The organism is Armatimonas sp., assembly GCF_043757465.1.
Taxonomy (GTDB): domain Bacteria; phylum Armatimonadota; class Armatimonadia; order Armatimonadales; family Armatimonadaceae; genus Armatimonas.
In genome coordinates this window covers 1-21109 of the sequence record NZ_JAYVPL010000044.1, presented here as the reverse complement: position 1 = coordinate 21109, position 21109 = coordinate 1, and the positions used below count along the sequence as shown (strand labels likewise).

Genomic DNA, 21109 nt, shown 5'->3' with positions numbered 1-21109 from the left:
TGGCACGCTCGAACCAAAAAACTCCTCCGCGATGACTCCCTCTCGCGCGACGCGGATGGAGTTTGATGGGGACTTCTACGACCTCTCTCAAACCTTGTGGGGCGGCTGGCGATTCTACGACCAGATCGCCCCGCTTGCGGCGGCAGAGAAATCCGCAGATAGCGCCTACGTCTCCAATATCCATTTCTGGGCATCCGGAGCCTGGACGCTACGCCCTCTTCAGATGGAACTCGGACGCTTTATCGAGACTGATCCGGGCGTTACTGCTGTTATTGGAGCATCAGACTCCACGACGATTCCTGGAAGATGGGACCCTGGAACCGAGTACGGGCTACTGGATAAGTTCTTTCGCAAAACGTCTGCTGCTGCAACCGCACCCCCGAGTCTCTCGCCCACGACGATGATCTCTACGCTCCCCACGGCGCTAGGGACGATGACGGTAGCGATGGACCCGATCCTCAAGACCAACAGCACGCTCTCTATTAACAAAGGCGTTTGCATTCGGTTTGCGGTGAACGGAATAAACCGGGGTGGCTACGATTGGATTGGCGCAGTGGTTTTTGGGCAGTACGCTCTCGCGTTTCGTGGCGATGGGAACGCGGAAATCTGGGAGTACGGAACGCCCGCGCTGGGTGGCTCAACCGCATGGAAAAAGCACTCGTCCTTTCGCTTTAGCAAGGCCAATCAGGTGACTGGCAACTACCATCAGATCATCTGCTATCCACACGTGGGGCCTACGGGAGAGAAGTTTATCGCGTTTGCATCGGCCAACCTCGATGCACCTCAGCAGGCATCAGCAGGGCTTGCAAGCACTCCCGGCACGCGATCCACTTCGGGCGGCGTGGTCAGCTCTGAGCACCTCTTCCGGTGGGACGAGATTCGCGCACCGATTCAGGATCAATCTGGTGGTGGCGGGAACGTGACAACATCGGCAAAGCTCTGGATTCTGGAGCGGCGCAATGTCCGGGCGCAGTGGCAGGTGAGCACCCTCGTGTACGCGGCGGCAGGGAGTCTCCTATCGGATTTCTGGGGTACTGACCCGATTGATACCCGGGCCGTGACGCTCCAGAGTATCAGCAGGCTCCCCGCGAGCACGACGATTACCACAACGCTCTACGATGGCACGGGCGGGGCGGTCTCGACCGCGACACCCGGCAGTGCGTTCTACGTGGGCTTTGACATGACGGGGCCTAAGACCACCACGCCGGTTCTGTGGGCCTACAAAACTCAGCGCGATCCGGTGAGCACCCTGCGATCACCAACGGCGTTTAGCCTGAGTGGCACGGGCTTTCGCATCCAGTCCGGAGTGAGCGACCCACGCACCGAGATCGCCTCTGTGCGCTGTGAGGATAAGTTCAACGCCTACCCGCGCCTTCGCACCCGCGCGGAGCTTCCGATGCGCGTGATCGTCACCGACTCCAGCAGCGGCACACCCACCGATATTGTGCTCTTTCAGGGCACTGCGATCTCACCGCTACGCACGAAGCTTGGCAAAGCGGGCAAACGCGCTGGCCTAGGCGAATGGGGGAGCGCTCTGACGCATCCCTCCGCGCAGTGGAGTCAGTACCAGATCACAGCGGCGGGAATGTGGCATCGGCTCCAGCTCGTAACGCTGCGCACCGCTCTCTCGTACCAGGATTTTGCCTACGATGCCGCTGCGTCCTCCTCTCAGATTGTGGGATGGAAGATCACCGACGCGATCAAGCGGCTCCTCACTGCAGCGGGATTCCCCGCTGCCATGCAGAACATCCCGGATCTCGCCATGCGCTTCAGATCCGGGATCGGGACACAAGACAGCGATCGCATTCTGGAACCCTCTACCAGCATCGCGGAAATGATCGTCCGTCTCTGCCGAAACTACCTGGGCCGCTTCCTCGTGTTCGACACGAACCAGGGAACCTATGGCAAGTGGACGCTGGTCGGTGCGCCGACCAGCACAACAGCACTTGCCGCGTTTGTAGGGGGCCCAACATGGAGCGAGGGCGCTCCCCTCCTTCCCGGCGCTTGCCTTGCGAGCTACCCGGCAGGAACTGCCCCCACCTTCGGGCGGAGGGAGAGCTACCTCATTGCGCCTGAGAATAACCACTTGGTGGCTCTGACGGTGGTGGATGGCTGGGGGACGGGCGGCGTGCGTGTGGACAACCACCTGTACAACTACAAAAGCTACAAAGTGCCCTCCAGCACGGTTGACCCCGACCCGGACAGCCCGCACTACCTCGGCTACGAGAAGACAGTCATTCTGGCCGATCCAGCGCTCTGGGCAGGTGCCGCTATCGGGGGATGGGCAGAGACGCAAAAGGCAGTGGACTTCATCCTCTTCAGGCTCTTTGCCTTCACCTGCATGGCGCGTGAGAGGACGCGCTTTGTGGCACCGCTGCTCTTCATCACCGACCCGAGCACGAGCCGCAAGCGTCCGCTTCGGTTTTACGACGTGGTAACTCTCGACGGCGCGGCGGGTTGGTATGTCCGCTCCTGCACGCCGCGCTTTGACCACGACAGACAGATGACAGCGGACTACGAGTTGGAGAGGCTAGTCCCTTACCAACCCTAGCTAGGGCTGATCGGACTAGCCAGAGTCATCTAAAAAGGAGAGTAAAGTTCGTGAGTTTATACGATAATTTGGAGCAGTTTGAGCAGAAGAAGGCACTCGACAGCGCGGGGGGTCGGGCGACGACGAGCCTCGTCAACCTGGGCTACTCCGCCGAGATGGAGCGCAGCTTGCCGCACATGCCCATCGTGGCAAAGAATCGCATTGCGCTTCAGGGAAATAATGGCCGCTTCTTGTTCAAAGTGAACGACGACGGGACGCGCACGGCGGGCAGCTTTTACATAGATAGCTTCGGGCGGTTCGTCAGCTACTGACTCGGTCCGTCAGCTACTAATCCTATCCGTAAACCTTAATGGCCCTCTTCTCCTCTCTTTCTGGCTTTCGCAACGACTACGGCGTGCTCTCGGCATCTGGCACGATGCGCCTGGACTTTGCCGAGAATAGCGAGAACAACCCGGATTATGGCGTGGTACCCGGCGTTCCTGCCGAGATCTACACGAAGCTCGCATCGTGCCAAGTTTCGGCAGGGCTCGGCATTTGGATTGTCCTCGCGGAGACGTATCGGGAAGCTGCTGGTGGTGGTGGCTACGACTTTGGTATCCAGGTCACGCTCACGGGGGGAACCGTTCACAAGTTCCCGCTGGTGCACCGGGCTTACATTGACCCGCCCTACATTGTCGCGTTCAGTGCGACGCTCTCCTGGACAATTCATATTGATGTCCGGCTGTCGTGCAACTGGGCACGGGGCAGCGCCTTCACGGGGGGCGAGACGGAGGCGGGCACTCTGATGCTCCGGTGGGAAGGCGACCCGGCGGGCACAGCGGCCCTCAGCGTGACACTAGACAACACTGCCCTTTCTGGAGGGCAGAGCGCCAGCAGCACGGTAGCCAGTAGCGGGGTTTTCAACCCGACCATGGCCCTGACGACAGACGACGACCGAATCGCCATAACGGCGCAGGCAAACGTCTCTGCACCTCACTACAATGCAGCGCTCACCTACACAACTATAGCGGAGTGTGTCTGGTTCTACGGTGATGCAGCTCACTCAACAGATACCCACTATTCTTACACCGAGCGTGGGGTGACTCAGCACATAGATTATGGATTAAATTCAGCAAAGTCTACTGCCGGGTTAGCTTCTGCCGATTCGGGTGGAGGTGGGGGGGTTTCGGTCTCTAGCAGAAGCTCCTGTGCCAGGCCGCGAGAGATTGATCTAGTCCTAGATGCCTACGCCGTTACCGACCGCGTGAAAGTGGGGGGGACTGCCCTTGACCCCGATTTCCAGTTAATCGGCTTTGGTGGCGTCTCCTCAACGAGCACCACCGAGGCTTCTACAGGCGGGCACCTGACCAAGACATTCACCCAGCTCTGGGAGTATGTAACAAACCAGTCGCTGACCAAAGACTACCTCGGCTCAACCAACTACGGCGCGATTGCCGCGCAGATCCCCACCTCGTGGATGACGACAGCCAGGGGTTACGACGGTGCCCCTCCGTACCCGAGCAACTACGGTGCGAGCTGCTTTCTCAAGGATAAACGCATCGAGGGAATGAACATCCTGCTTGCTGCTGAGTTCGAGGTCACGGGTGGCGCGGACAGCGCCGTCACGGGCGGGACTCGTCGCACCTGGACAACCAAACAGAGCCTACTCAATTATCGCTACCTGCAAGTTGAGGTTAGTACAGCCATTGCCAGCGGGGGCAAGATCAAGATTGTCCGAGACAGTGGCGCGACTTGGGGGATGGTGGTGAGTTACGAGTGGCTCACCGATAAGGCAGGCTTGCCAATTGTCGGTGCAGGCCCCTTCATTATTGACCTTCTGAACCCATCCAACCGTCCGGGGTCGGTCGAGACGGACAACTGGCCCACGACTTGGCCAAACGATGACTCCCCCTCGGCGGGGATTCGGCGCGGGGAGAACTGGCTGACCGGCCCCGGCTGGGTAGATCGCTTGGAGGTACTGGGGTCTATCTCCGGCGGCGGGGCAACAACAATATCCGGCGTGACCCTGGTTCGGGCTGCTTCTGGTGCATCAGACCGGGCGGCGCTCGCCACCTGCCTGATGCACCAGGGCGGCTGGTACGAGTCGCAGATGCCCACGGGTGGAGTTTTCCCGTTCTCAGGCAACCGGAAGCGGGCGTTCTTTGACCTGACCTGCGATGGGCGCGTGCTCGCGGTGGAGGAGACGGATGCGCATCTTAACAGCGCCAGTGCTCCAAGCACCGGCAATATCTCGCTCAGCGATCTTTTCGACTCACTAGACCACACGCGAAACCCGGGACTGTCTCCTACGCTGCTCTGCCCGCCCGCAACGGGCACCGGCAGCGTCCCCTGGTTTAACCGGAATCTTCCGGCAAGTGGGCTGCTTGGCGCGGGCTGGCTCTGGAACGTTTTGCTTCAGGGGTGGAGCTGCACCGTGGATACGTCGCTCGATGGCTCCGGCGGCGGCGGCTCTTCGATCGTGGTGGAGACTCCCCCGGAAGGCAGTGCGAATCTTGATTACCAGCTCGGCGTGGTTTCGCTCTCCTTCCCGGCCAACATCGGCGACGTATTTGGTCATGCGGGCACAAGCACCACGACAGGAGCGACGCTGGTTGTCGGTGTGGCAATGATCCACAGCCAGGTCTACGGCGCGGTTGTTGGCGATGGAGCGTTTGATCCCGTGACGGTTGGCACTCGGGTTCGTAGTGGTCAGACGATTCCCTACCCGAGCGAGCGCGGCTCAGATGTGTCGGATGCCCTGGGGTACTTTGCGAGCGGGTCGGAGTGGCTTCGTGGCTTCGCGATGCAGCACGATGCCTACACGGACGAGCTGAGCGTGATTGTCCAGTCTGCTGCTCGCCACCGAATCCCGATGCGGTTCGTCGCCCCGACTATTGGTGGTCTTGAGATAATCAACCCTGCCGCCGGGTGGATGGCGCTTGCAACAGGCGAGGCAGGGCAGATCCGGTGGCGACGCTGGAACTTCCCAGTCCCTATGGGCGCGGCGACGGCGGCAGATGCTCTCATCACCAGTGGCTACATTGACAGGCAACCCGCGCTCTTTTATTGGCATGGACAGCGTACCTACCTGCTCTTTTGGCGCAGGGCAGGAGTGAGCGGAGATGGCATCTATGAAATCTACTCCGACGACGACGGTGACACTTGGAGCACTCCGGCTATGAGCATCGCCAGCGGCCAGTATCCGCGCACGGCTGTAGACATCAGCGGTGGTGTCTTGCGCGCCGCGTGGGTAGCTGACACCGGCAGCATCGGCAACCTCAAGGGCACCTGGCAAGCGGCAGGCGACGCTAGCCCTAGCGCGGTGTTTACCTTCACTGTGCTGGGCGGGGCGGCGCTACGAACCACCAAGACGGGTTTTGACATCAGCGCCGCCCCGGACTCGGCCAGCAGAATCAATCTCACCTGCACCATCGAGGGCGAGACCAGTACCAGTAATTGGTACAGCGAGGACGATGGGCGTTACTGGACGCGGAGCTGATTTCAAAACCGGTCTCCGATCGCGGCGCACCTAGCAGCAAGGAATTACCACGAGTGCCAATGCTAACTGTTTCACTTCCACTCCTCTTTGGCGTCGTTGTTACCGCCGCGATCGGAGCGGGCTATCGCTTCAAACCGAAGCGCGGCGACAGCTTTCGAGAAGATCTGCTGAAGCGTGGCGGGCTGTTCGCGGCGACGGCGGCAGCGGGCTACGTCGTTGCCCGGCCAAGCTACAGCGCCTTGGTTCACTGGCAGCCTGTTGTGGCGACGTATGAGGGCGCGGACACTCTCACAGGAGCTCTGGTGGCCATCGTGGCGCTACCCGTGCTCCTGCGGCTGTTTGAAACGCTCCCCCCCGCCATCACGGACAGAATTCTGGGCGTGATTCGCACGGTGCCTGCGCCCTCTACCACTACTTCGGCGACGACCCCGACGGCAGGACAGGAATAAATATGAAAATCAACTACTACTTCTATGCACTTGCGGTGATATTACTGCTTGCTTGTCTAGTGTCCGTCCTATCGGGGGGCGATCTGCTTGCCCGACGATCGCTTATTGCCTCTGCCCTGAGTCTGGCCTTTGCCTTTGTCGCGACCGACCGACGACACCACCCCACCCCTCCCCGAACGAGCGCGGCCCATGTGCAGCCCGTCCACCAACCCAGGGGGAAAAGCGCATGAACCAACTCACCCTCTTTCTGCCCTACATTCTCTCGGCTGTAATCCCGCCGATTGCGGCGGTACTCAACGATCCTGCTCCACAGCGGCGCTGGCTCCGGGTGCTGGTGGTGATCGTACTTACTCTCGCCTCTGCCACGATTAACATAATAGAGAGCGGGGAAGCGTTTACCCCCATCGCCGTTGTTCGTATGGTAGCAACCATCGGCACAGGCTCTCAGTTTGTACACAGGCTCTTTGGTCACGCGTTGGGCCGGGTGGAGGAGTCTACAGGCCCTGGACTGGGCGCTCTAGTAGATGGCCTCCTGCGCCTGCGTGTGCCCAAAGCGGACGCGGGGATGATCGGCGCGGTAGACGGTCTGGGTAAGTTCCGGGCAACACAGGCGCGGCTCGATGCGTACCTCGCGGCGGGTGCGATCACCAAGGAGCAGTACGATGCGGCCTTTGCGGCGGCTCAACAGGAGCTGATCGCACCTGCGTTGACTGGAGAAAAACCGTGAAGATTCCTAATATCCCCGTCCCGAAGCAGGCCCGCGTTGAGGAGCTGCACAAAGCTGTCTGGGACTACCTGCGCACTAGCCTGAGCTTTGATGAGGCGAACACGGTCAAGCATCAGGCCGAGCAAGCGGCGCAGAGGGCACTCGATGCGATCATCACGATCACGAAGGAGCGCCCTTCGTGAGTGTCGAGAGTGCCGCGCCCAAGAAACAACGCCTTGCCTGCCAATCCTATGCTTTGGTCTATGCCACCATCCTCCCAGGGCTTCAGCAGATCGCCAGAGAGCACGGCTACGCGCTCGCGGTGCATGGGAGCATGGCCACCGACTTTGACCTGATCGCCTGTCCTTGGACGGATGGTGCCACCGACGCGGAGACGATGATCGAGGCGATTCGGGAGCGTGTGGTTGCTCACTTCCCAGTAGGCTACCAGCTCTCCGGGGAGCTGGTGCCCAACCCCCAGCCCAAGCCACACGGACGGCTCGGCTGGGCCTTTCACTTCGACTTTACCCACCCTCTACACACCAGCAATGGTCGTAGTGCGCCGTATCTGGACATCTCTGTGATGCCCCGTCTTAATCCTCACCCGCCCCGAAAGGAGACTACCCCATGCCCTGGAAACTAAGTGACCCCGACCTACACCGGGTCTTTACCGCTCTCTCGATCCCCCTGGCACTCAGCGGCGAGAGCCTGGTCTTCTTCGGCGTTCGTGGCGCTGTCCCCGTACGAAGCTCCGAAGCTTCAGCCACCGGGCAGCCTGGAGAGCTGGATGGTTCCAAGCCCGTCAACTACACCACCCTGCGCTGCACCATCGGGCAGTGGAGCCCCAAGAGCGGCAAGCTGGATATGTTCCTCGGATCTACGGTGCCCACCATGCGCTATGTCGAGGGCGCGGCAGATCGTGGAGGCAGGGGCTGTAATCAAGTGTTCCCGGGGCTTTATCGGTTCACCAAAGGCCAGCACCGCGCCGGGACACCGACGGGACACTGGGCATTTCGCGAAGCGGGAGAGAAGCTCATCTGCCGGACAGACGACGACGGACTCTACGAGCCTGAGACAGACGATGTGAGCCTGGACAGTCCCGCTGACAACCTGCACGCGGCTTGGGGAACGGAGAGCTACTCTAGCGCGGGGTGTCAGGTCGTGAGCGGCAAGCCCGGTAATGGCGACTGGGACAAGTTTAAGACGTGCGGCTACCAGGTGCAGCAAGAGGTGTATCGCTACTTGCTCCTACCCTCGGGTGTGTGGGCGGCTCTGGCAAAGAGTGGCGAGCCTGCTATCTGCATCGGGAGCGTGGGCGAGCGCGCAAAGGCTGTGCAGGAGGCGCTGGTGAGCAAAGGGCTGCTCACCAGCGGTGATGAGGACGGCATCTTCGGGTGTCAATCGGGCCTTGCGCTCTTGCGGTTCCAGCGACAGCGCTCGGAGCTGGCGGCGGACGCGATCTGTAGCGCCGATGATGCACGGGTTCTCGGGGTGGTGGGGTGGTGAAGGATGGTGGGTGGTGATCCACCTACTCTTCTTCAAGGGATACGGTTTCGTGCCCCTTATGATTCGGCTGCTCACCTGGCACTGGTGGCGCGGCCAGCGGTGGCGCCAAGTGCCCGCACACGTCGCCATAGCAATACCAGTAGGGAGCACACTGAGCGAGTACGAGGCGATTACAACCGGCGTACACGTCTCGCTGCTGGCAGAGAGCGACGTGTCACGGCTGAGCGGACTCATTGCCGACCTGCCCGTAGAAGTGCCTCTCCTAGGGGCTACTGTCCGCTGGCTCGATGCTCAGGTAGGAAAGCCCTACGGCTATCTGGCATCGGCGGCAACCGGACTTGGCATCGTCTCACCTCGCTGGCTGGATCGCTGGTGGGCAAGAGGATGGGAGAGACTCGCTGGCGGAAAGTCCGGGCGAACTGCGCCACTCAACTGCTCGCTGCTCTGCCAACTCGCTCTCAAGGCGGGTGGACTCGACATACCGGGGCGGCAAGACGGCTTGCCCGTTTCGCCCAATGACCTCATGAGGATTTTACAGACATGATAACAAATATTCCTGGCCCGGTTTACGGGCAACTTGCATTCGCCCTCGCCAACGTTGAGGGGCTGACCAAAGAGCACTTGGAAACTCTGCGAAGCGAGATCACCGCTGACCCTTCTGGACGCGGGTATGCAGGGAAATCGGCACAGCAGATCCATCTGCTCCTGCACAATCCGTATAGCCAATCTGTCGGAGAGTCGTGGATTCCGAAGCCAGTAGTGAGCGGCGTAGAGTTGAAGAACTGGATTGCACCACTGAAGCTGTCCGTTCGCCTATCCACTGCCAGCCTAGAGGTTAAGGGTGCTTGGCTGGGCATTATGGGCGATTTCCAGGGTGTCTCCGATAGCTACTTGTTTAACCCGGCAGCCTCCGAGCAGTGGCAGGGGTTGGTCGCTCAACTGCCCTCACTCGTTGATGCTGCTAAGGCACGGATAATTACTGACGATCATCTCCAAGCACTGACCCACACCTACCGACCAACATCCGTAGAGATGGCAAAGCCTCGTGTTGAAGTTATTCTAGGCGTTGGGATTGCCCTCACGCTAGATGAAGTCAAGGGCTTAATCTAATGGCACTCCCACACGGCATCAGGACAATCATCGTCCCCACTGCTGGGGGTGCTGCCCACGCCAATGCACCGGGAGCATTCCTGCCTGGCGCATCAGGGACTGACTATACCTTCGGCTCTGGACTTGCTCTGTTTACATTTACAGGCGCTGGACTAGGGACGCTCACAGCAGTAACCACCACTACGGTATCTTGCGCTGGTAGGTCGTTTGTGTCGGCTGACATCGGGAACACAATCCTAATCACTGCGGCTGGCACGGGATTCACCGTATCGCCAACTGCCTATTACATCTCTGCCGTGTCTGCTGGAGTCGCTACTGTGGACAGAGCGATTGCCAGCTCAGGCGCGACTGGCGGTGAGGGCTACATGGGAGGACAGGCAACTAACTTCCAGCGTGCAATCTGTAATGTGTGGGCTAACCTCTACATCATCTACGTGAAGGCTGGCTCCTACACTTATGACACCTGGTACTCTGAGGGCAGCGATGGCACTAATTTAATGGGTAATGCCAACAGGCCAGTGTTTGAGGCGTTCGTCACAACCCCTGGTGACCTGGAGGCATCTAGCATCTTTGCGCCAGTGACTATTACGTTTGCAAGCACAATCACCAACAAGAGCACGGACTGCAACATAACAAGCGGCCTGATGGCAATGAGTGGTTTCACCTTTGTGAATAATAATTCCCATGTGCTTTGCGTAGGGAACGGCTGGTACAATCGCTGCAACTTTGGTGGCACTCAGCCGACTGCCAGCGGGGGGGTTTTCACAAACTGCGTGGCAGACCGCACGGGCTTGTCGCTTGGGGGCTATGCTTTTCTTCAATGTAGCTGCGTGAACTGCGCGGCAATCAATTTTAATGTGGGGTTCGAGCAGGCAGTGGTGGTCGAATCTATCGCATACAACTGCACCTATGGATTCTCTAATAGTAACTTGCTAAACCACTGCGTTGCTATTAGCTGTACGATTGGGCTGAATCAAAACTGGAGCTACGCTAACACGACTTCAGTTGATAACATCATGGTGAACTGCACTTACGCAGTGTCAACAGGATTCCAGCAGGACACGACCACTTACCTAACCTACTGGATTGGCGGGATAAAAAACTACCAGTACGGCTGCACAAACAACACTGCGTTCACGACAGCCCTCGCTAACAACCCCTTCCCAAACGCAGCTGGCTTTGACTTCAGGCCAGCCACAAACTCTGCCGTGGCGACCGATAAGAGCTATGGCAACTTTGGTTTTGACATACCGAGAGACAAGGGCCACGGGTACTACCTGTCTGCTGGAGGCGGTGGCGCTCCAAAAATTGGGTCGAGGATAGAATATAACATGGGCAACACAATAGGTATTTTTTCTCCAGGCGATGCAGTTGACTCGGTGTTCCCTGTCACCAACACCGCTGGGGCAGGCGTAAGCGCCGATGTCACACCGATAATGAGCGTGTGGCGGAACGGGGTAGTGGATGGCGGGGTGAGCGTCACGCTCCCTACCCCATCCACGGGTTCGTACCGATACCAATTTACCATCCCTGGCGGGTACGCAGTTGGCGACCTCATCCGGGCGCAAGCGCAGGTGACAGTGGGCGGAATCGTCTTCGCGCCCACTACCGTTTTCGAAACCCGGCTAAGTAGCTCTATCGCGTCCCGTTCTGTTGCGGGTGATGCAATGGCCCTGACAGGGGGTGAGCGCACTACTCTCTACGCTGGCATCTGGGCAAATGGCACACGCACTCTCACGGGCTTCGGTACACTGGTGGCTGATATTGCCACAGCGGTTTGGGGAGCGGCAACCCGCACGCTCACGGCGATCTCTGACAGTGCCGGGATCACAACCCTCCTAAGTCGTCTCACCTCTACCCGGTCTGGCTACCTCGACAACCTCAACACCTCCGGGATCGTGGCGAGTCAAGCGGACATCACGGCGCTCAACCAGAGTGCCAGCCGCCGCATCACTCTAGCCTGCGTGGGCACGATGGAGCGCCCGGAGACGGGCACGAACACGTTTACAGTAGAGTTGCGCACCTACGATGGGGATGGAGCTGCGACCAACGCGACAGGCACCCCGACTATCACCCCAACCGGGATTGTCAGCGGCTCTCTGGCGGCTAACCTGGGAGCGGTGAGCAATCCAAGCACTGGTGTTTACAGGGCGATCTACACAGTAGCCTCTGCCCACGTCACACAAGAGGTACGCTTCGACGGCTCGGCAGTGCTGGCCGATGGGACGTTCACCATGTCGGCTATTTCCCAAGTGGCCGACTTCGTGGCCGCGAACTTCAGCACCGCAGACCGGACGACCCTGGCAGACATCCTTGCACTGGCAGACGCACTGCCGTTGATCTCGGAGATCCGTGCCGACATCGAGCGAAGTGGCGGGCTACTAGACCTGACCAAGGTTCGAGCCCTCCTCGGCATCCCCGCTGCGGCTCCTGGGGCTTCGCTTGGGGTAGCTCGCGTGAGCGATCTGCCTGTTGCTCCCGACAACGCAGGCATCGCGGCAGGTGCGGCCAGCGCGGCCACAGCAGCTACACAATCCACCACAGCAGCTACTCAGGCAACCAATGCCGCCGCTGATTCCCTGGCGGCCAAGAATCGAGTGCTGACAGCCCTGCCCAACGCCGCGTCGGGTACGAATCCGGGACTGCCACTCAAGAGCGATTTGCCAGCGGCTGCACCAACGGTGGGAGAGATCCAGGCGGGGACCAGCCTAGCGGATCTGGCAACGATGGTTACAGGTGATGGCACCGGCGGCGCGAAGTTCACAGTAGGAGCGCTGGAAAATGCTCCTACCGGTGGGGGTGGGAGTAGCGGGATCATCACCCGAAGCGGCCCCTCAATCATCACTGCTGTGGACTCAGGGATAGATGGGATGGTAGGGCTCTTTGTGGGTGATCGGTACAGCCTCACGCTCCGGGCGCTGATCGGTACCGAACCGCCGGGGGGCACCGGGGCGGACTGGCTCGTAAGCACAACGGATGAGGCGACGGGCGCAGCGATCTCAACGGATGCCATACCCACGATGATCGCTGAGGAACTGGGATACATGGCCTACGCTTTGGAGGCAGGCGACACCGTGAGCTCTCGGCGTGTCCGGCTCACGGCGAAGCGAACGCTCGGAACTGATGTTAGGATCTTCGGGCCGCTCGTGCTCAATGTGCGTGATCGGTAAAAACATTAGGACTACAAGACACCACATGGTGCCTTGTAGTAGCCGATGGGGAAGGGCGCACCTGGACACGGAAAGTGCCGTATTCGACATCTATTCGGTAGATTGAATAGATGTCGAATACCCAACAAAACTACACAATCCGTGCGGAAAGAAAAAGCCCCGGTGAAGAAAGACTTCACCGGGGCGAGTAGGGAGAAAATGTACCACCTGTGATTTACACGATCAGCTCAGAGGGTTCGTAGTCGGGCACGTCCACGTCGGAGCGTACGAGCACTTCGCCACCGGGGAGCTCCGCAACCCTATCCCCGTTGCCACCACACTCCAGCGAAAGCTGGTTTCCCACCACCAGATCATGCACCGTGATAATGCACCAGTCCCAACAATCCGCGTTATCAGGGTCTTCCTGTCGCATCATCTCCAGTTTGGCACGTCCTAATTCATACAGCGCCGCAATGTAGCGCGGCGTGAGAGTGATTGTCTTGTCATCAAGTCTTGCTTTCATTCTGTTTCCTATACCCCTATGCCACGCTGCCCATAGGCTCGCTCAAACTCCTCGCGGTCCATCCCATTGACTTCGATGATACGCTCCGTGTGGCGGCGTAACATAGCTTTCTTCCGCGCCTCTTTCTCAGTGCAGCCATAGTAGGCATACACCACACGCTCAGGGCGCTCAAAGAGGCTCTTCATCTTTACCACCACCTCAAAGCCGTAGGGCTTTACTGTTTCCATCGCTCTTCCCTTTCCGGGGCTTGAAATGCTTATCAGGGTTTCAGTACAAGCATTTCAAGCCCCCCTCTCATTACTCGCTCTCTGTGGTCTCTCCCGTCGCCTCTTTTGCCTTCGGGAGCACCACACGGAACTTCTCCTCCGCCTCTCTGAGTACCGCGCCGGGAATCCTTCGCCGGTCTGCTCAAGCTGCTCTTGTGCGTGCTTGCGAAAGGCCACCAGATCCGGGGCAGGCTCCTTCATCATGCCGAGTGTGGCGGCGATCTCCAGGGCGCTCTCGTCAAGCTCCAGCCGGGCAGGGGAGATGCGAAACGCCACGGAGCAGCCTGCCAGCGGGAGAGTGATGGTCTTGCGGCGGCGCGTCTCCGCTTCCCCCCGCGCCCAATTCTCCAGCTCTGCGCCAAAGCGCCCCATGAGTCCGTTGTAGTCGCTCTCCAGCTCATGCAGCCGCTTGGCCGTCGCGCTCTTAATGGCCCCCGCCTCTTCCTGGTTGGCCCTCAGCTTGCGCAGAAGCCACACCGCCGCGGATTCGTCGGTGATATGGAAGCCTTCGGAAGTGGCTTCGGGCGCTGTCTCGGTTGTCTCTGTTTCCATTGTCTGCCTTGTCTTTCCGGGGGAGCCTTTCGGCTCCCCCTTTTCAATCACTCTCTACGACCATGTACCCGCATGGTGCAGGTGTGGTACACACCCCTGGGTAGGGCACTCACCACCCATCCGGGCTTCCGCCTCATCGGCGATGCGATTCACGACAGCCTGCTCCTCCTCACGGGCGCTCTCATCACTCAGGAAGCGCCGGATACGCTCGGTGTGCTTGCAAACGCCATGCCCCGCATTCTCCGCGAAGAAGGGGCACCCGCAGTGCGCCTCTTTGCTGTCGTGAATCGCGACGTTGTAGCCGCCGCCTTTCGGGCTAGATACCCACCAGTTCCAGATGTCCAGGCGCTCGTAGCGGTAGCCTTCCGCGTCCATTTTGCGCGCGCCGAAGAAGGCGATTCTTGCGGCTTCTTTTTTCGTGTTACACTTCATGATTTTCTCCCTGTCCGCAGTGTGCGGAACTGGTTATATTATATACTTTATATCGTAGTTTGTCAAGGGGAATAGAGATATAAAAAGAATAATATATTTATCTAAATTGCTTGACAGTGAGATATATAAAGTATATAATATCTGCATGGTAAACACATTGACCGATGGCGAGCGCGACATTCTCGCCGAACTAAATCGAGATGCGGAGCAGGGGCTTTGCCCGTCGTGTGGGCACTTCTACCCGGCCAGCGAGTACGCTCAGGACTGGCGCGGCGTCCTCCCCGATGAGCGCCTGGAGACACAGGACGGGAATCTGATCCCGCTGGCGAAGTGCTGTACGGACTGCGTGGATGGATTCTTCGCCGACGACACCTGCGCCCATGTCACTGCCGACGGAAGCATGGAGTATTGCTAGAAAGGAGAGGGAGCCAGCCTTCCGGCTGACCCCGGAGAAAAACGATGTTTCAATTCAAAAACGAGACCCAGGCCGCTTTTGCGCGGCGTTCGCTGGAGAGCCTTCTGGGTGATCTTCATACCCTCGCTGACTGCGTCAAAGACGCGCTTGAGGGCAAGCCTGAGAGCCAGTGGAAGAAGCAACTCACCGATTTCCTTGATAATGACGGTCTCCACTTCACCATTGGCGGTCTTGACGCACTGAGTTGCCCAGGGTGCGGAGAGATGATCTGGAGCCTTGAGTTTGACGAGGGGCTTGACCTGTGCCCTAAGTGCCTTAAAGAGCACCAGGAAGGCTTCCAGGAGGACGAGGAAGCCCAATGAAATACTTTGTTGACGAAGTTCCCGCCGCGAGCTGGGCACCAGGACTAGAGCCTGCACTCGCTTGCTACCGTGTGGTGAATGAAACCCAGGGGACGATCCTGGAGACTCCCGACGCCACCGAGCAAGATAAGTACAACGCTGAGACCGTGGTGCGGCTCCTCAATGCCTTCCCCGCGATGTCTGGAGCACTCCGACAATCCGCTCGTGCCGCTCGTCAGTATGAACGCCTTCTGCGTTCTGATCTGGGCAGCGCTTACCCCGCAGGCATCTTAGCCGAGGCGTTCGCAGAGGAGGCGCTGGTGAGCGTAGGACTCACCAGCCACAACACCGAGACGATAGACGGTGAGCGGCACTGGAATTATTCCGATCCCCGAGGACGCATCTGTGGCCCTGATCCGCTTCGCAAGATTGAGCCGATGTGAAAGAAGCGGAACTGGGAGGATTGTCCGCGTAATAATATATACTGCATACCGGTGTCTTGAAATGGTTGTGGTAGAATATAAAGTATGAATAATCCAGAAGCAGAGAACGAAGCCGCGAAGCGCCCCGTGGGGAAGCCCCCCATTCCAGGCTTGGTTCAGAAGGCGGTACACTTCGACGAGAAAGACCTCGCCGCGTTCACCGCCCACTACAAAGGGCGGCTCCTGCCAGATGGCACTAAGGACAGTGTGAGCGCGGCGCTGCGCCGTTTAATGCACGCCGACTTGGAGCGCATCGAGAAAGACGCGCTGTACGCTCAGAAGAAAGCGAGGGAGTGATGAACTACAAGCACTCCACTATCACAGCGTGGCCGGGCGCTCGGACGTTGAGCTGGGAGCGCCGATCAAGCCCGTTCTGGAGCAGCAAGCTGGGTAAGATTATGCCGCTCTCCGACACGCTGGAGATGTTGGAGCGTGAGCTAGAGCAGCTCCACGCAAAGAACGTTGTGCTCCAGACATGGCACGCTGGTGGTGATCGCGACATTACCCGTGACGGTCGGATTCGCGCCACGGCCCGCCGCCCCAGTGATTCGGGCGTGATCGTCTCGTTCGACTGCAAGCACGGCCCGCTCTCCTACCCCTGCGACGCCCTGAACGACTGGGAGAGCAACGTGAGGGCAATTGCCTACCATCTGGAGCACGTCCGACTAGCGGGGTTATATGGCGTAGGAGCGCACGGAGAGCCGTATCGGGGCTTTGCCGCGCTTCCTCCCGCGCCAGCCCCTGGGACCAAGACGGCCCGTGAGAGGGCCGCTGACACGATCTGCAAAGCGGCTTACGGAGAGGGAGTACTCTGGCAACAAGAGACGGTCTTGCGCGATCCGGAAGCACTACAGCGGGCGGTGGCAGCCGCGATTAAGCGGAGCCACCCCGACCACGGAGGGAGCCGCGAATCCCTGGAAGCTGTCATGGCAGCGAAAGAGTTATTAAGATGACAAACAACGACACCCAAGACGCCCTTGACGGTGCAGCTCGCGCTATCCAGACCATCCAGCACGGCGTAGGGCGAGCGCTCCCCCTAGTGCAGGCGCTGATCGAGGGGCGGACTCTCCAGCCGGGCCAACAAGACAGACTGGTCGGGCTTCTTGCAGACTCCGCGCGGGCCGCTGGCAGTGCAAGCGAGCTGCTCGTCTACGGCCTGGGCGCTGCCAACCCCGGCCTCAGAGTGGACAGAGACACCCTGCCACTGGAGTTGCTCAACACGTCCGCCAGCAGAACTCTGCACGCCATGCTCCAGGAGTGCTTGGTGTTGGCACGGGAACTCGACCAGGAGCGGGGGTGGGTGGACTCGGACGGCGAGTGCATCGGTTGGGCGGAGACGATTGGGGCGCTGGAGCTTGGGCTGCGGTGTGAGGTCTTTGGGGCCAGGGGCGGTGGTAGGGAGTGAACTCCCCCACCCGCAAGATCGAACTGATCGTCTGGTACCATGCCCAGGTACTGGCCGGTTCAGTGTACCCGCCATAGAGATGTGAATGGCGGGGGAGTTTCGATCCTCTCAATGATGGGTACACTGAACCGGCTAAATCCGCCAATGATACTCGCCGGAGCAAATTCCGGGGAGTGTACCCGTGCGCGATTCATAAAAACGGTATCATCGCTTTCAGGACACTGGTGCCTGATCTCTTAACGTAGCTATGCCGATACTGTACTGTGTGCGAGAAAGACTGAAGAAAATGATATTTACCGCTCATACCCAAGAAGAAATGCTACGCCAGCTTCTGACGCCCAAGCGTGAGGGGGAGCTGGTCAATCCGCATGTCTCAATTCAAAAGGCTACTACGGGGATCGACTTTTCTGACATCAGTCGGTGTCTAATGCCTACCTCTAAATCTTCCCACAAACCTGTTAGTCGAGATAGAAAATAATGCCCGATTTCTTTCCGCGAGGCACAGATATTCCATCTCAGTCACCGTTGTTCTGGGTCTCTCAGAAAGACCGCTACCTGCGGCAATTACTAATTCGCGACATCGAGGCGATCACTGGGCGACGGCTACTCGTGTATTTCACCGATTGTGCCGCCGTCGCCCAAATCGACGGATTTGATTGTAAATACATCACCGAGTTACTAGGATCCGAAGGCCTCCCTTTTGATCTTCTGTTAGAGACTAACGGTGGTCAAACGGATGCGACAGAAAATCTAGTCTCGATCCTTTCAAAAGGAAGCACCTCTTTTCGGGTGATTGTGCCAGCACGAGCCAAGAGCAACGGCACTCTCATCGCTTTGGCCTCAGACGAAATTCTGATGGGGAATCCATCGGAATTAGGCCCTGTAGATCCTAATCTAGTCATGGGTAATCAGATGATCCCGTGTTCATTTATTATTAGTGCGGCAAACGCAGGACAGCCTGTTGATCCAATAATGCTACAGTTTGCATTGGCCGCGATCAACCAGACGATGAAGCTTGCAGAAACAGTGTTGGCACAACGCATGCTCAAGGGGACAGCCCCTGACCGTATAAAAACCATCGTAAATGATCTTGCAACACGACAAAAATACTACTCTCACGGATCAGTCATTGATTCAGGTGAGGCTGCTAGTCTCGGGCTAAAAGTACAATATCTGCGACCTAATGACGATCTTTGGCAGAAGATATGGCTCCTGCGCTGTATGTACGAGTTTGATGCAAGAATGCTGGGGGTTGCGAAAATGTACGAATCTGTGAATCTTAGCCACTCAATCAAGATCGCCCCACCCGTCCTCTAGAGGTTGGGCCGCGTCATCCATCTCCCTGTCCCGCCTTCAGTCTTTCCATCCGCCGGGCCATAGGTTCGATGAGGGGGACTCACCCCAGCAGCATCTCCTCAACCCGCCGAGCGATTCGGTGCTGGAGGGTCTCGCGGTGGTCGTTGTAGCGCTCCACACCGCGCCGGATTGCTCCTTCGGGGCATGGGTTACGGGACATTAGTGAACTCCACGGTGCCATCAATGGACAGCGTCTCTGTGCCGCTCATGCCCCCCCCAGTCTTCCTGCTCACTGGAAAGCTATTAAACTTCAGTCTGATGCTTGTTTGCGAGATACTCAGAATTTTCACTGATCCAGTCGCAGCATCCTCAATCTTGCCTGTATTGACAGCAATCTCAACATCTGACCCACCCGCCCAGTCTCGCCATAAATTAACGTATCCAGTAAAGCTGGTTGAGTTTTGGAGAGTTGGTGCATTTCCTTTGATGACAATTCCGAGTCCCGCAAGATTATCCCCAGTCTTGACCGCGCCCGAAGATTGCTGAACATAACCATTGAACACTTGCTTGTCGAAGGCATCCAGTGAAAAACCTGCCGCTATGCTGGCATCTTCCCATGTGACGCGCCCTCCGTTGGTGATAGTGAGAATTGGAGGAGGCGGGCCAAACGCTCCTCCTCCTAGACTCGGCACTGTGATATCTGGGAATGCCTGCATTGGCGGCATCGGTGTTGGCGAGGGGGTAGGCACTGGTGAAGGCGTAGGAGTTGGCGTTGGGACGGGTGTCGGCGTAGGTGTCGGTGATGGTGATGGTATGACTGTCGGCAAGGAGGTCGGAGTAGGGCTTACCGAAGGCGCTGGAACCGCTGTTGGCTGAGGTGTTGGCGTAGTTGTAGAAACACTTCCACCCCCGGAGCATCCATAAGAAAGGATGACAGAAGCGCTCAGTGCCGCAAGGATAATAGGGGATCGCCTCATCGTTTGCTCTCCGCAAACAGTCCGATCACAGGTCTGCTCCCACAGGCCGGGCAGATTCGGACATTTGGCGGTGTGCTCATAATCCCATTTTCCCATAGGCATCGCCTTCAGTGCAGATGCTATATTATGACTATAAGTCATATTATCGCAAAAGGCCGTCTAGCCTCGCATACGCCTCAACCTGCCCGCTTCTTCTCTTCCAGCCGCTCGCTAGAGACCGTCTACCCATTCCACGCTGACGCGATTACTCACTACACGCGCTCAACCTCTTCTCTTTCTCCTGCTTGTGCCAGCGTCCCCAAAGAATGCCCTCATCACCTCCTCGACCACCGCTTCGCGATCCTCATAGGTAGAGTGGCTCATCATGTTCTTTAGGGCTGCTACTTCTGGGTCAACAGCAGGCGTATTCGGATCAACCATGAATTGAATTACCTGACGGGCAATAAATTTTGCCTCTTCAACTCCTCCTGTGTGTTTTTGCGATGGAGTTCTGATGTGCCGAACCTGTCGGATTTCTGGCTTCTCTTTCCTGGTAGTGATTATCTCCGGGCGGTTATACTCAATTTTGTCGCCAGGGAGCAGACAAATTGGATTGTTACCGAAAGGAGTCTCAATCTGTTGAATATAGCGCCCTAGCAAGTAAACCATTACGCTACACAACTTAATCTCTGGGTAGCTTGTGTTTACATAGATGCAGGAGGATTCCTCTTGGGTTAGGTATCCCTCTACTTCACCAGGCGAGCAGTAGGAGTTCACCTTAATACCAAATGTCTGGGCCACTTCTCTCCACGTGTCGAGTTTCGTTCGGTCATTGTCCTTAGCAAGCGCGAGCAGGCGTCCGGCAAGATCCTGCACCTTGATCTCATGCTCATGCTCCATATCTTCATGCGGATCATTATGATGTTTGTCCATCTGGGCGAATCTGATTCTTTTAATTCTCATGGCTTTCTTCTCCTAAAATAGAACACCAAAAGCAAACTAATGTTTGTATTTGTGGGATTCTATCATGCAGGCTACGCGTCGCCACAGGTGAGATCAGCGAATTGTAAGGACAGCCCGGATACAGACATAACCCTGTGGCGAATTTCGTTTAAATTATTTTCCTGAATATCTATTTCCCTCTTGCTTTATACGTCTATTAGACATATAATTAAGACTGAAAGTATTTTTCGACTATGAAAATAATCAACCACCTTGGAGCAACGGGAACCGCAGCCTATCAGCGAGGGCTGACCTTGGCCGCTGGTCTCTCTATGGGAGAAAAGTATCCTCGCTACGCTGTTGGCTACACGCGTCTTGATGGGCATTGGTGTGGTGTTGGCGAGACCGACCCGCGCCATCGTCAGGCGCTCATTAAGATGAAGACTACTGGCGAGAAACGCGCCGCTTTGCGCCGTGTCCCCCTGCCCGAAAGCGCCGCCCGTGTGGAAACCGGCGCGGTGCAGTTTGGAGACGCTCGGCCCGGCTACTT

General features: G+C 58.0%; 25 protein-coding genes. 19 read left to right on the top strand and 6 right to left on the bottom strand.

The features are described 5' to 3' along the window. Positions 1 to 31 precede the first annotated feature (31 nt). The 11 genes from ACH2ED_RS05935 (at position 32) to ACH2ED_RS05885 (ending at position 12970) form a co-directional block, all read left to right on the top strand. Entirely contained in the window at positions 32 to 2551 is a 2520-nt protein-coding gene (locus ACH2ED_RS05935) for a hypothetical protein (RefSeq protein WP_395089287.1), read from the top strand. Positions 2552 to 2601: 50 nt separating this feature from the next. Beyond that, on the top strand, positions 2602 to 2862 hold the full coding sequence (locus tag ACH2ED_RS05930) for a hypothetical protein (RefSeq protein WP_395089286.1): 261 nt from the start codon (positions 2602 to 2604) through the stop codon (positions 2860 to 2862). 38 nt (positions 2863 to 2900) lie between these two features. Continuing rightward, positions 2901 to 6029, top strand: a complete 3129-nt coding sequence (locus tag ACH2ED_RS05925) for a hypothetical protein (protein ID WP_395089285.1) — start codon at positions 2901 to 2903, stop codon at positions 6027 to 6029. 59 nt (positions 6030 to 6088) lie between these two features. Next, positions 6089 to 6478: a hypothetical protein gene (locus tag ACH2ED_RS05920; RefSeq protein WP_395089284.1), complete on the top strand. Its 390-nt coding sequence runs from the start codon at positions 6089 to 6091 to the stop codon at positions 6476 to 6478. A gap of 226 nt (positions 6479 to 6704) precedes the next feature. After that, complete coding sequence (locus ACH2ED_RS05915) at positions 6705 to 7205, top strand: hypothetical protein (RefSeq protein WP_395089283.1); 501 nt, start codon at positions 6705 to 6707, stop codon at positions 7203 to 7205. Then, positions 7202 to 7387 (top strand): hypothetical protein, encoded by a 186-nt coding sequence (locus ACH2ED_RS05910; RefSeq protein WP_395089282.1) that lies wholly within the window; start codon positions 7202 to 7204, stop codon positions 7385 to 7387. The genes ACH2ED_RS05915 and ACH2ED_RS05910 overlap by 4 nt, the downstream gene beginning before the upstream one ends. After that, positions 7384 to 7827, top strand: a complete 444-nt coding sequence (locus ACH2ED_RS05905; protein ID WP_395089281.1) for a hypothetical protein — start codon at positions 7384 to 7386, stop codon at positions 7825 to 7827. Before ACH2ED_RS05910 ends, ACH2ED_RS05905 begins: the two co-directional genes overlap by 4 nt. Continuing rightward, the gene (locus ACH2ED_RS05900) at positions 7812 to 8690 is read left to right on the top strand and encodes a hypothetical protein (RefSeq protein ID WP_395089280.1); all 879 of its coding nucleotides are present in this window, start codon (positions 7812 to 7814) and stop codon (positions 8688 to 8690) included. The genes ACH2ED_RS05905 and ACH2ED_RS05900 overlap by 16 nt, the downstream gene beginning before the upstream one ends. Positions 8691 to 8739: 49 nt before the next feature. Next, on the top strand, positions 8740 to 9234 hold the full coding sequence (locus ACH2ED_RS05895) for a hypothetical protein (RefSeq protein ID WP_395089279.1): 495 nt from the start codon (positions 8740 to 8742) through the stop codon (positions 9232 to 9234). Next, complete coding sequence (locus tag ACH2ED_RS05890; RefSeq protein WP_395089278.1) at positions 9231 to 9800, top strand: hypothetical protein; 570 nt, start codon at positions 9231 to 9233, stop codon at positions 9798 to 9800. Before ACH2ED_RS05895 ends, ACH2ED_RS05890 begins: the two co-directional genes overlap by 4 nt. Before the next feature lie 296 nt (positions 9801 to 10096). Next, the gene (locus tag ACH2ED_RS05885; RefSeq protein ID WP_395089277.1) at positions 10097 to 12970 is read left to right on the top strand and encodes a hypothetical protein; all 2874 of its coding nucleotides are present in this window, start codon (positions 10097 to 10099) and stop codon (positions 12968 to 12970) included. A 214-nt stretch (positions 12971 to 13184) separates the two neighbouring features. Here ACH2ED_RS05885 and ACH2ED_RS05880 read toward each other — a convergent pair whose 3' ends face one another. The 4 genes from ACH2ED_RS05880 to ACH2ED_RS05865 are packed head-to-tail and all read right to left on the bottom strand — an operon-like array spanning position 13185 to position 14722. Further along, complete coding sequence (locus ACH2ED_RS05880) at positions 13185 to 13472, bottom strand: hypothetical protein (RefSeq protein ID WP_395089276.1); 288 nt, start codon at positions 13470 to 13472, stop codon at positions 13185 to 13187. An 8-nt stretch (positions 13473 to 13480) separates the two neighbouring features. Then, positions 13481 to 13699 (bottom strand): hypothetical protein, encoded by a 219-nt coding sequence (locus tag ACH2ED_RS05875; protein ID WP_395089275.1) that lies wholly within the window; start codon positions 13697 to 13699, stop codon positions 13481 to 13483. Between the two features lie 54 nt (positions 13700 to 13753). Further along, positions 13754 to 14290, bottom strand: a complete 537-nt coding sequence (locus tag ACH2ED_RS05870) for a hypothetical protein (RefSeq protein ID WP_395089274.1) — start codon at positions 14288 to 14290, stop codon at positions 13754 to 13756. 54 nt (positions 14291 to 14344) lie between these two features. Next, positions 14345 to 14722 carry a hypothetical protein gene (locus ACH2ED_RS05865; protein ID WP_395089273.1) on the bottom strand — a complete coding sequence of 126 codons (378 nt, stop codon included), beginning with the start codon at positions 14720 to 14722 and terminating at the stop codon, positions 14345 to 14347. Between the two features lie 145 nt (positions 14723 to 14867). On the opposite strand from ACH2ED_RS05865, the gene ACH2ED_RS05860 reads away from it, so the two are divergent. From ACH2ED_RS05860 to ACH2ED_RS05830, 7 genes are all read left to right on the top strand, one after another. Further along, on the top strand, positions 14868 to 15137 hold the full coding sequence (locus ACH2ED_RS05860) for a hypothetical protein (RefSeq protein ID WP_395089272.1): 270 nt from the start codon (positions 14868 to 14870) through the stop codon (positions 15135 to 15137). A gap of 44 nt (positions 15138 to 15181) precedes the next feature. Then, entirely contained in the window at positions 15182 to 15499 is a 318-nt protein-coding gene (locus ACH2ED_RS05855) for a hypothetical protein (protein WP_395089271.1), read from the top strand. Then, positions 15496 to 15921 carry a hypothetical protein gene (locus tag ACH2ED_RS05850; RefSeq protein ID WP_395089270.1) on the top strand — a complete coding sequence of 142 codons (426 nt, stop codon included), beginning with the start codon at positions 15496 to 15498 and terminating at the stop codon, positions 15919 to 15921. The genes ACH2ED_RS05855 and ACH2ED_RS05850 overlap by 4 nt, the downstream gene beginning before the upstream one ends. Positions 15922 to 16005: 84 nt before the next feature. Further along, complete coding sequence (locus ACH2ED_RS05845; RefSeq protein ID WP_395089269.1) at positions 16006 to 16257, top strand: hypothetical protein; 252 nt, start codon at positions 16006 to 16008, stop codon at positions 16255 to 16257. Then, positions 16257 to 16913 carry a hypothetical protein gene (locus ACH2ED_RS05840; protein WP_395089268.1) on the top strand — a complete coding sequence of 219 codons (657 nt, stop codon included), beginning with the start codon at positions 16257 to 16259 and terminating at the stop codon, positions 16911 to 16913. The genes ACH2ED_RS05845 and ACH2ED_RS05840 overlap by 1 nt, the downstream gene beginning before the upstream one ends. After that, on the top strand, positions 16910 to 17365 hold the full coding sequence (locus ACH2ED_RS05835) for a hypothetical protein (protein ID WP_395089267.1): 456 nt from the start codon (positions 16910 to 16912) through the stop codon (positions 17363 to 17365). The genes ACH2ED_RS05840 and ACH2ED_RS05835 overlap by 4 nt, the downstream gene beginning before the upstream one ends. Positions 17366 to 17842: 477 nt before the next feature. After that, a complete protein-coding gene (locus ACH2ED_RS05830; RefSeq protein WP_395089266.1) occupies positions 17843 to 18682 on the top strand; it encodes a hypothetical protein in 840 nt (279 codons plus the stop codon). A 188-nt stretch (positions 18683 to 18870) separates the two neighbouring features. Here the strand turns inward: ACH2ED_RS05830 and ACH2ED_RS05825 are convergent, their stop codons facing one another. Together ACH2ED_RS05825 and ACH2ED_RS05820 are read right to left on the bottom strand one after the other, a co-directional pair. Then, complete coding sequence (locus ACH2ED_RS05825) at positions 18871 to 19377, bottom strand: hypothetical protein (RefSeq protein ID WP_395089265.1); 507 nt, start codon at positions 19375 to 19377, stop codon at positions 18871 to 18873. Positions 19378 to 19899: 522 nt separating this feature from the next. After that, positions 19900 to 20580 (bottom strand): hypothetical protein, encoded by a 681-nt coding sequence (locus tag ACH2ED_RS05820; protein ID WP_395089264.1) that lies wholly within the window; start codon positions 20578 to 20580, stop codon positions 19900 to 19902. Between the two features lie 233 nt (positions 20581 to 20813). Between ACH2ED_RS05820 and ACH2ED_RS05815 the strand changes: the two genes are divergently transcribed. After that, positions 20814 to 21109, top strand: a 296-nt coding sequence (locus ACH2ED_RS05815) for a hypothetical protein (RefSeq protein WP_395089263.1), incomplete at its 3' end; no start/stop codon positions are given.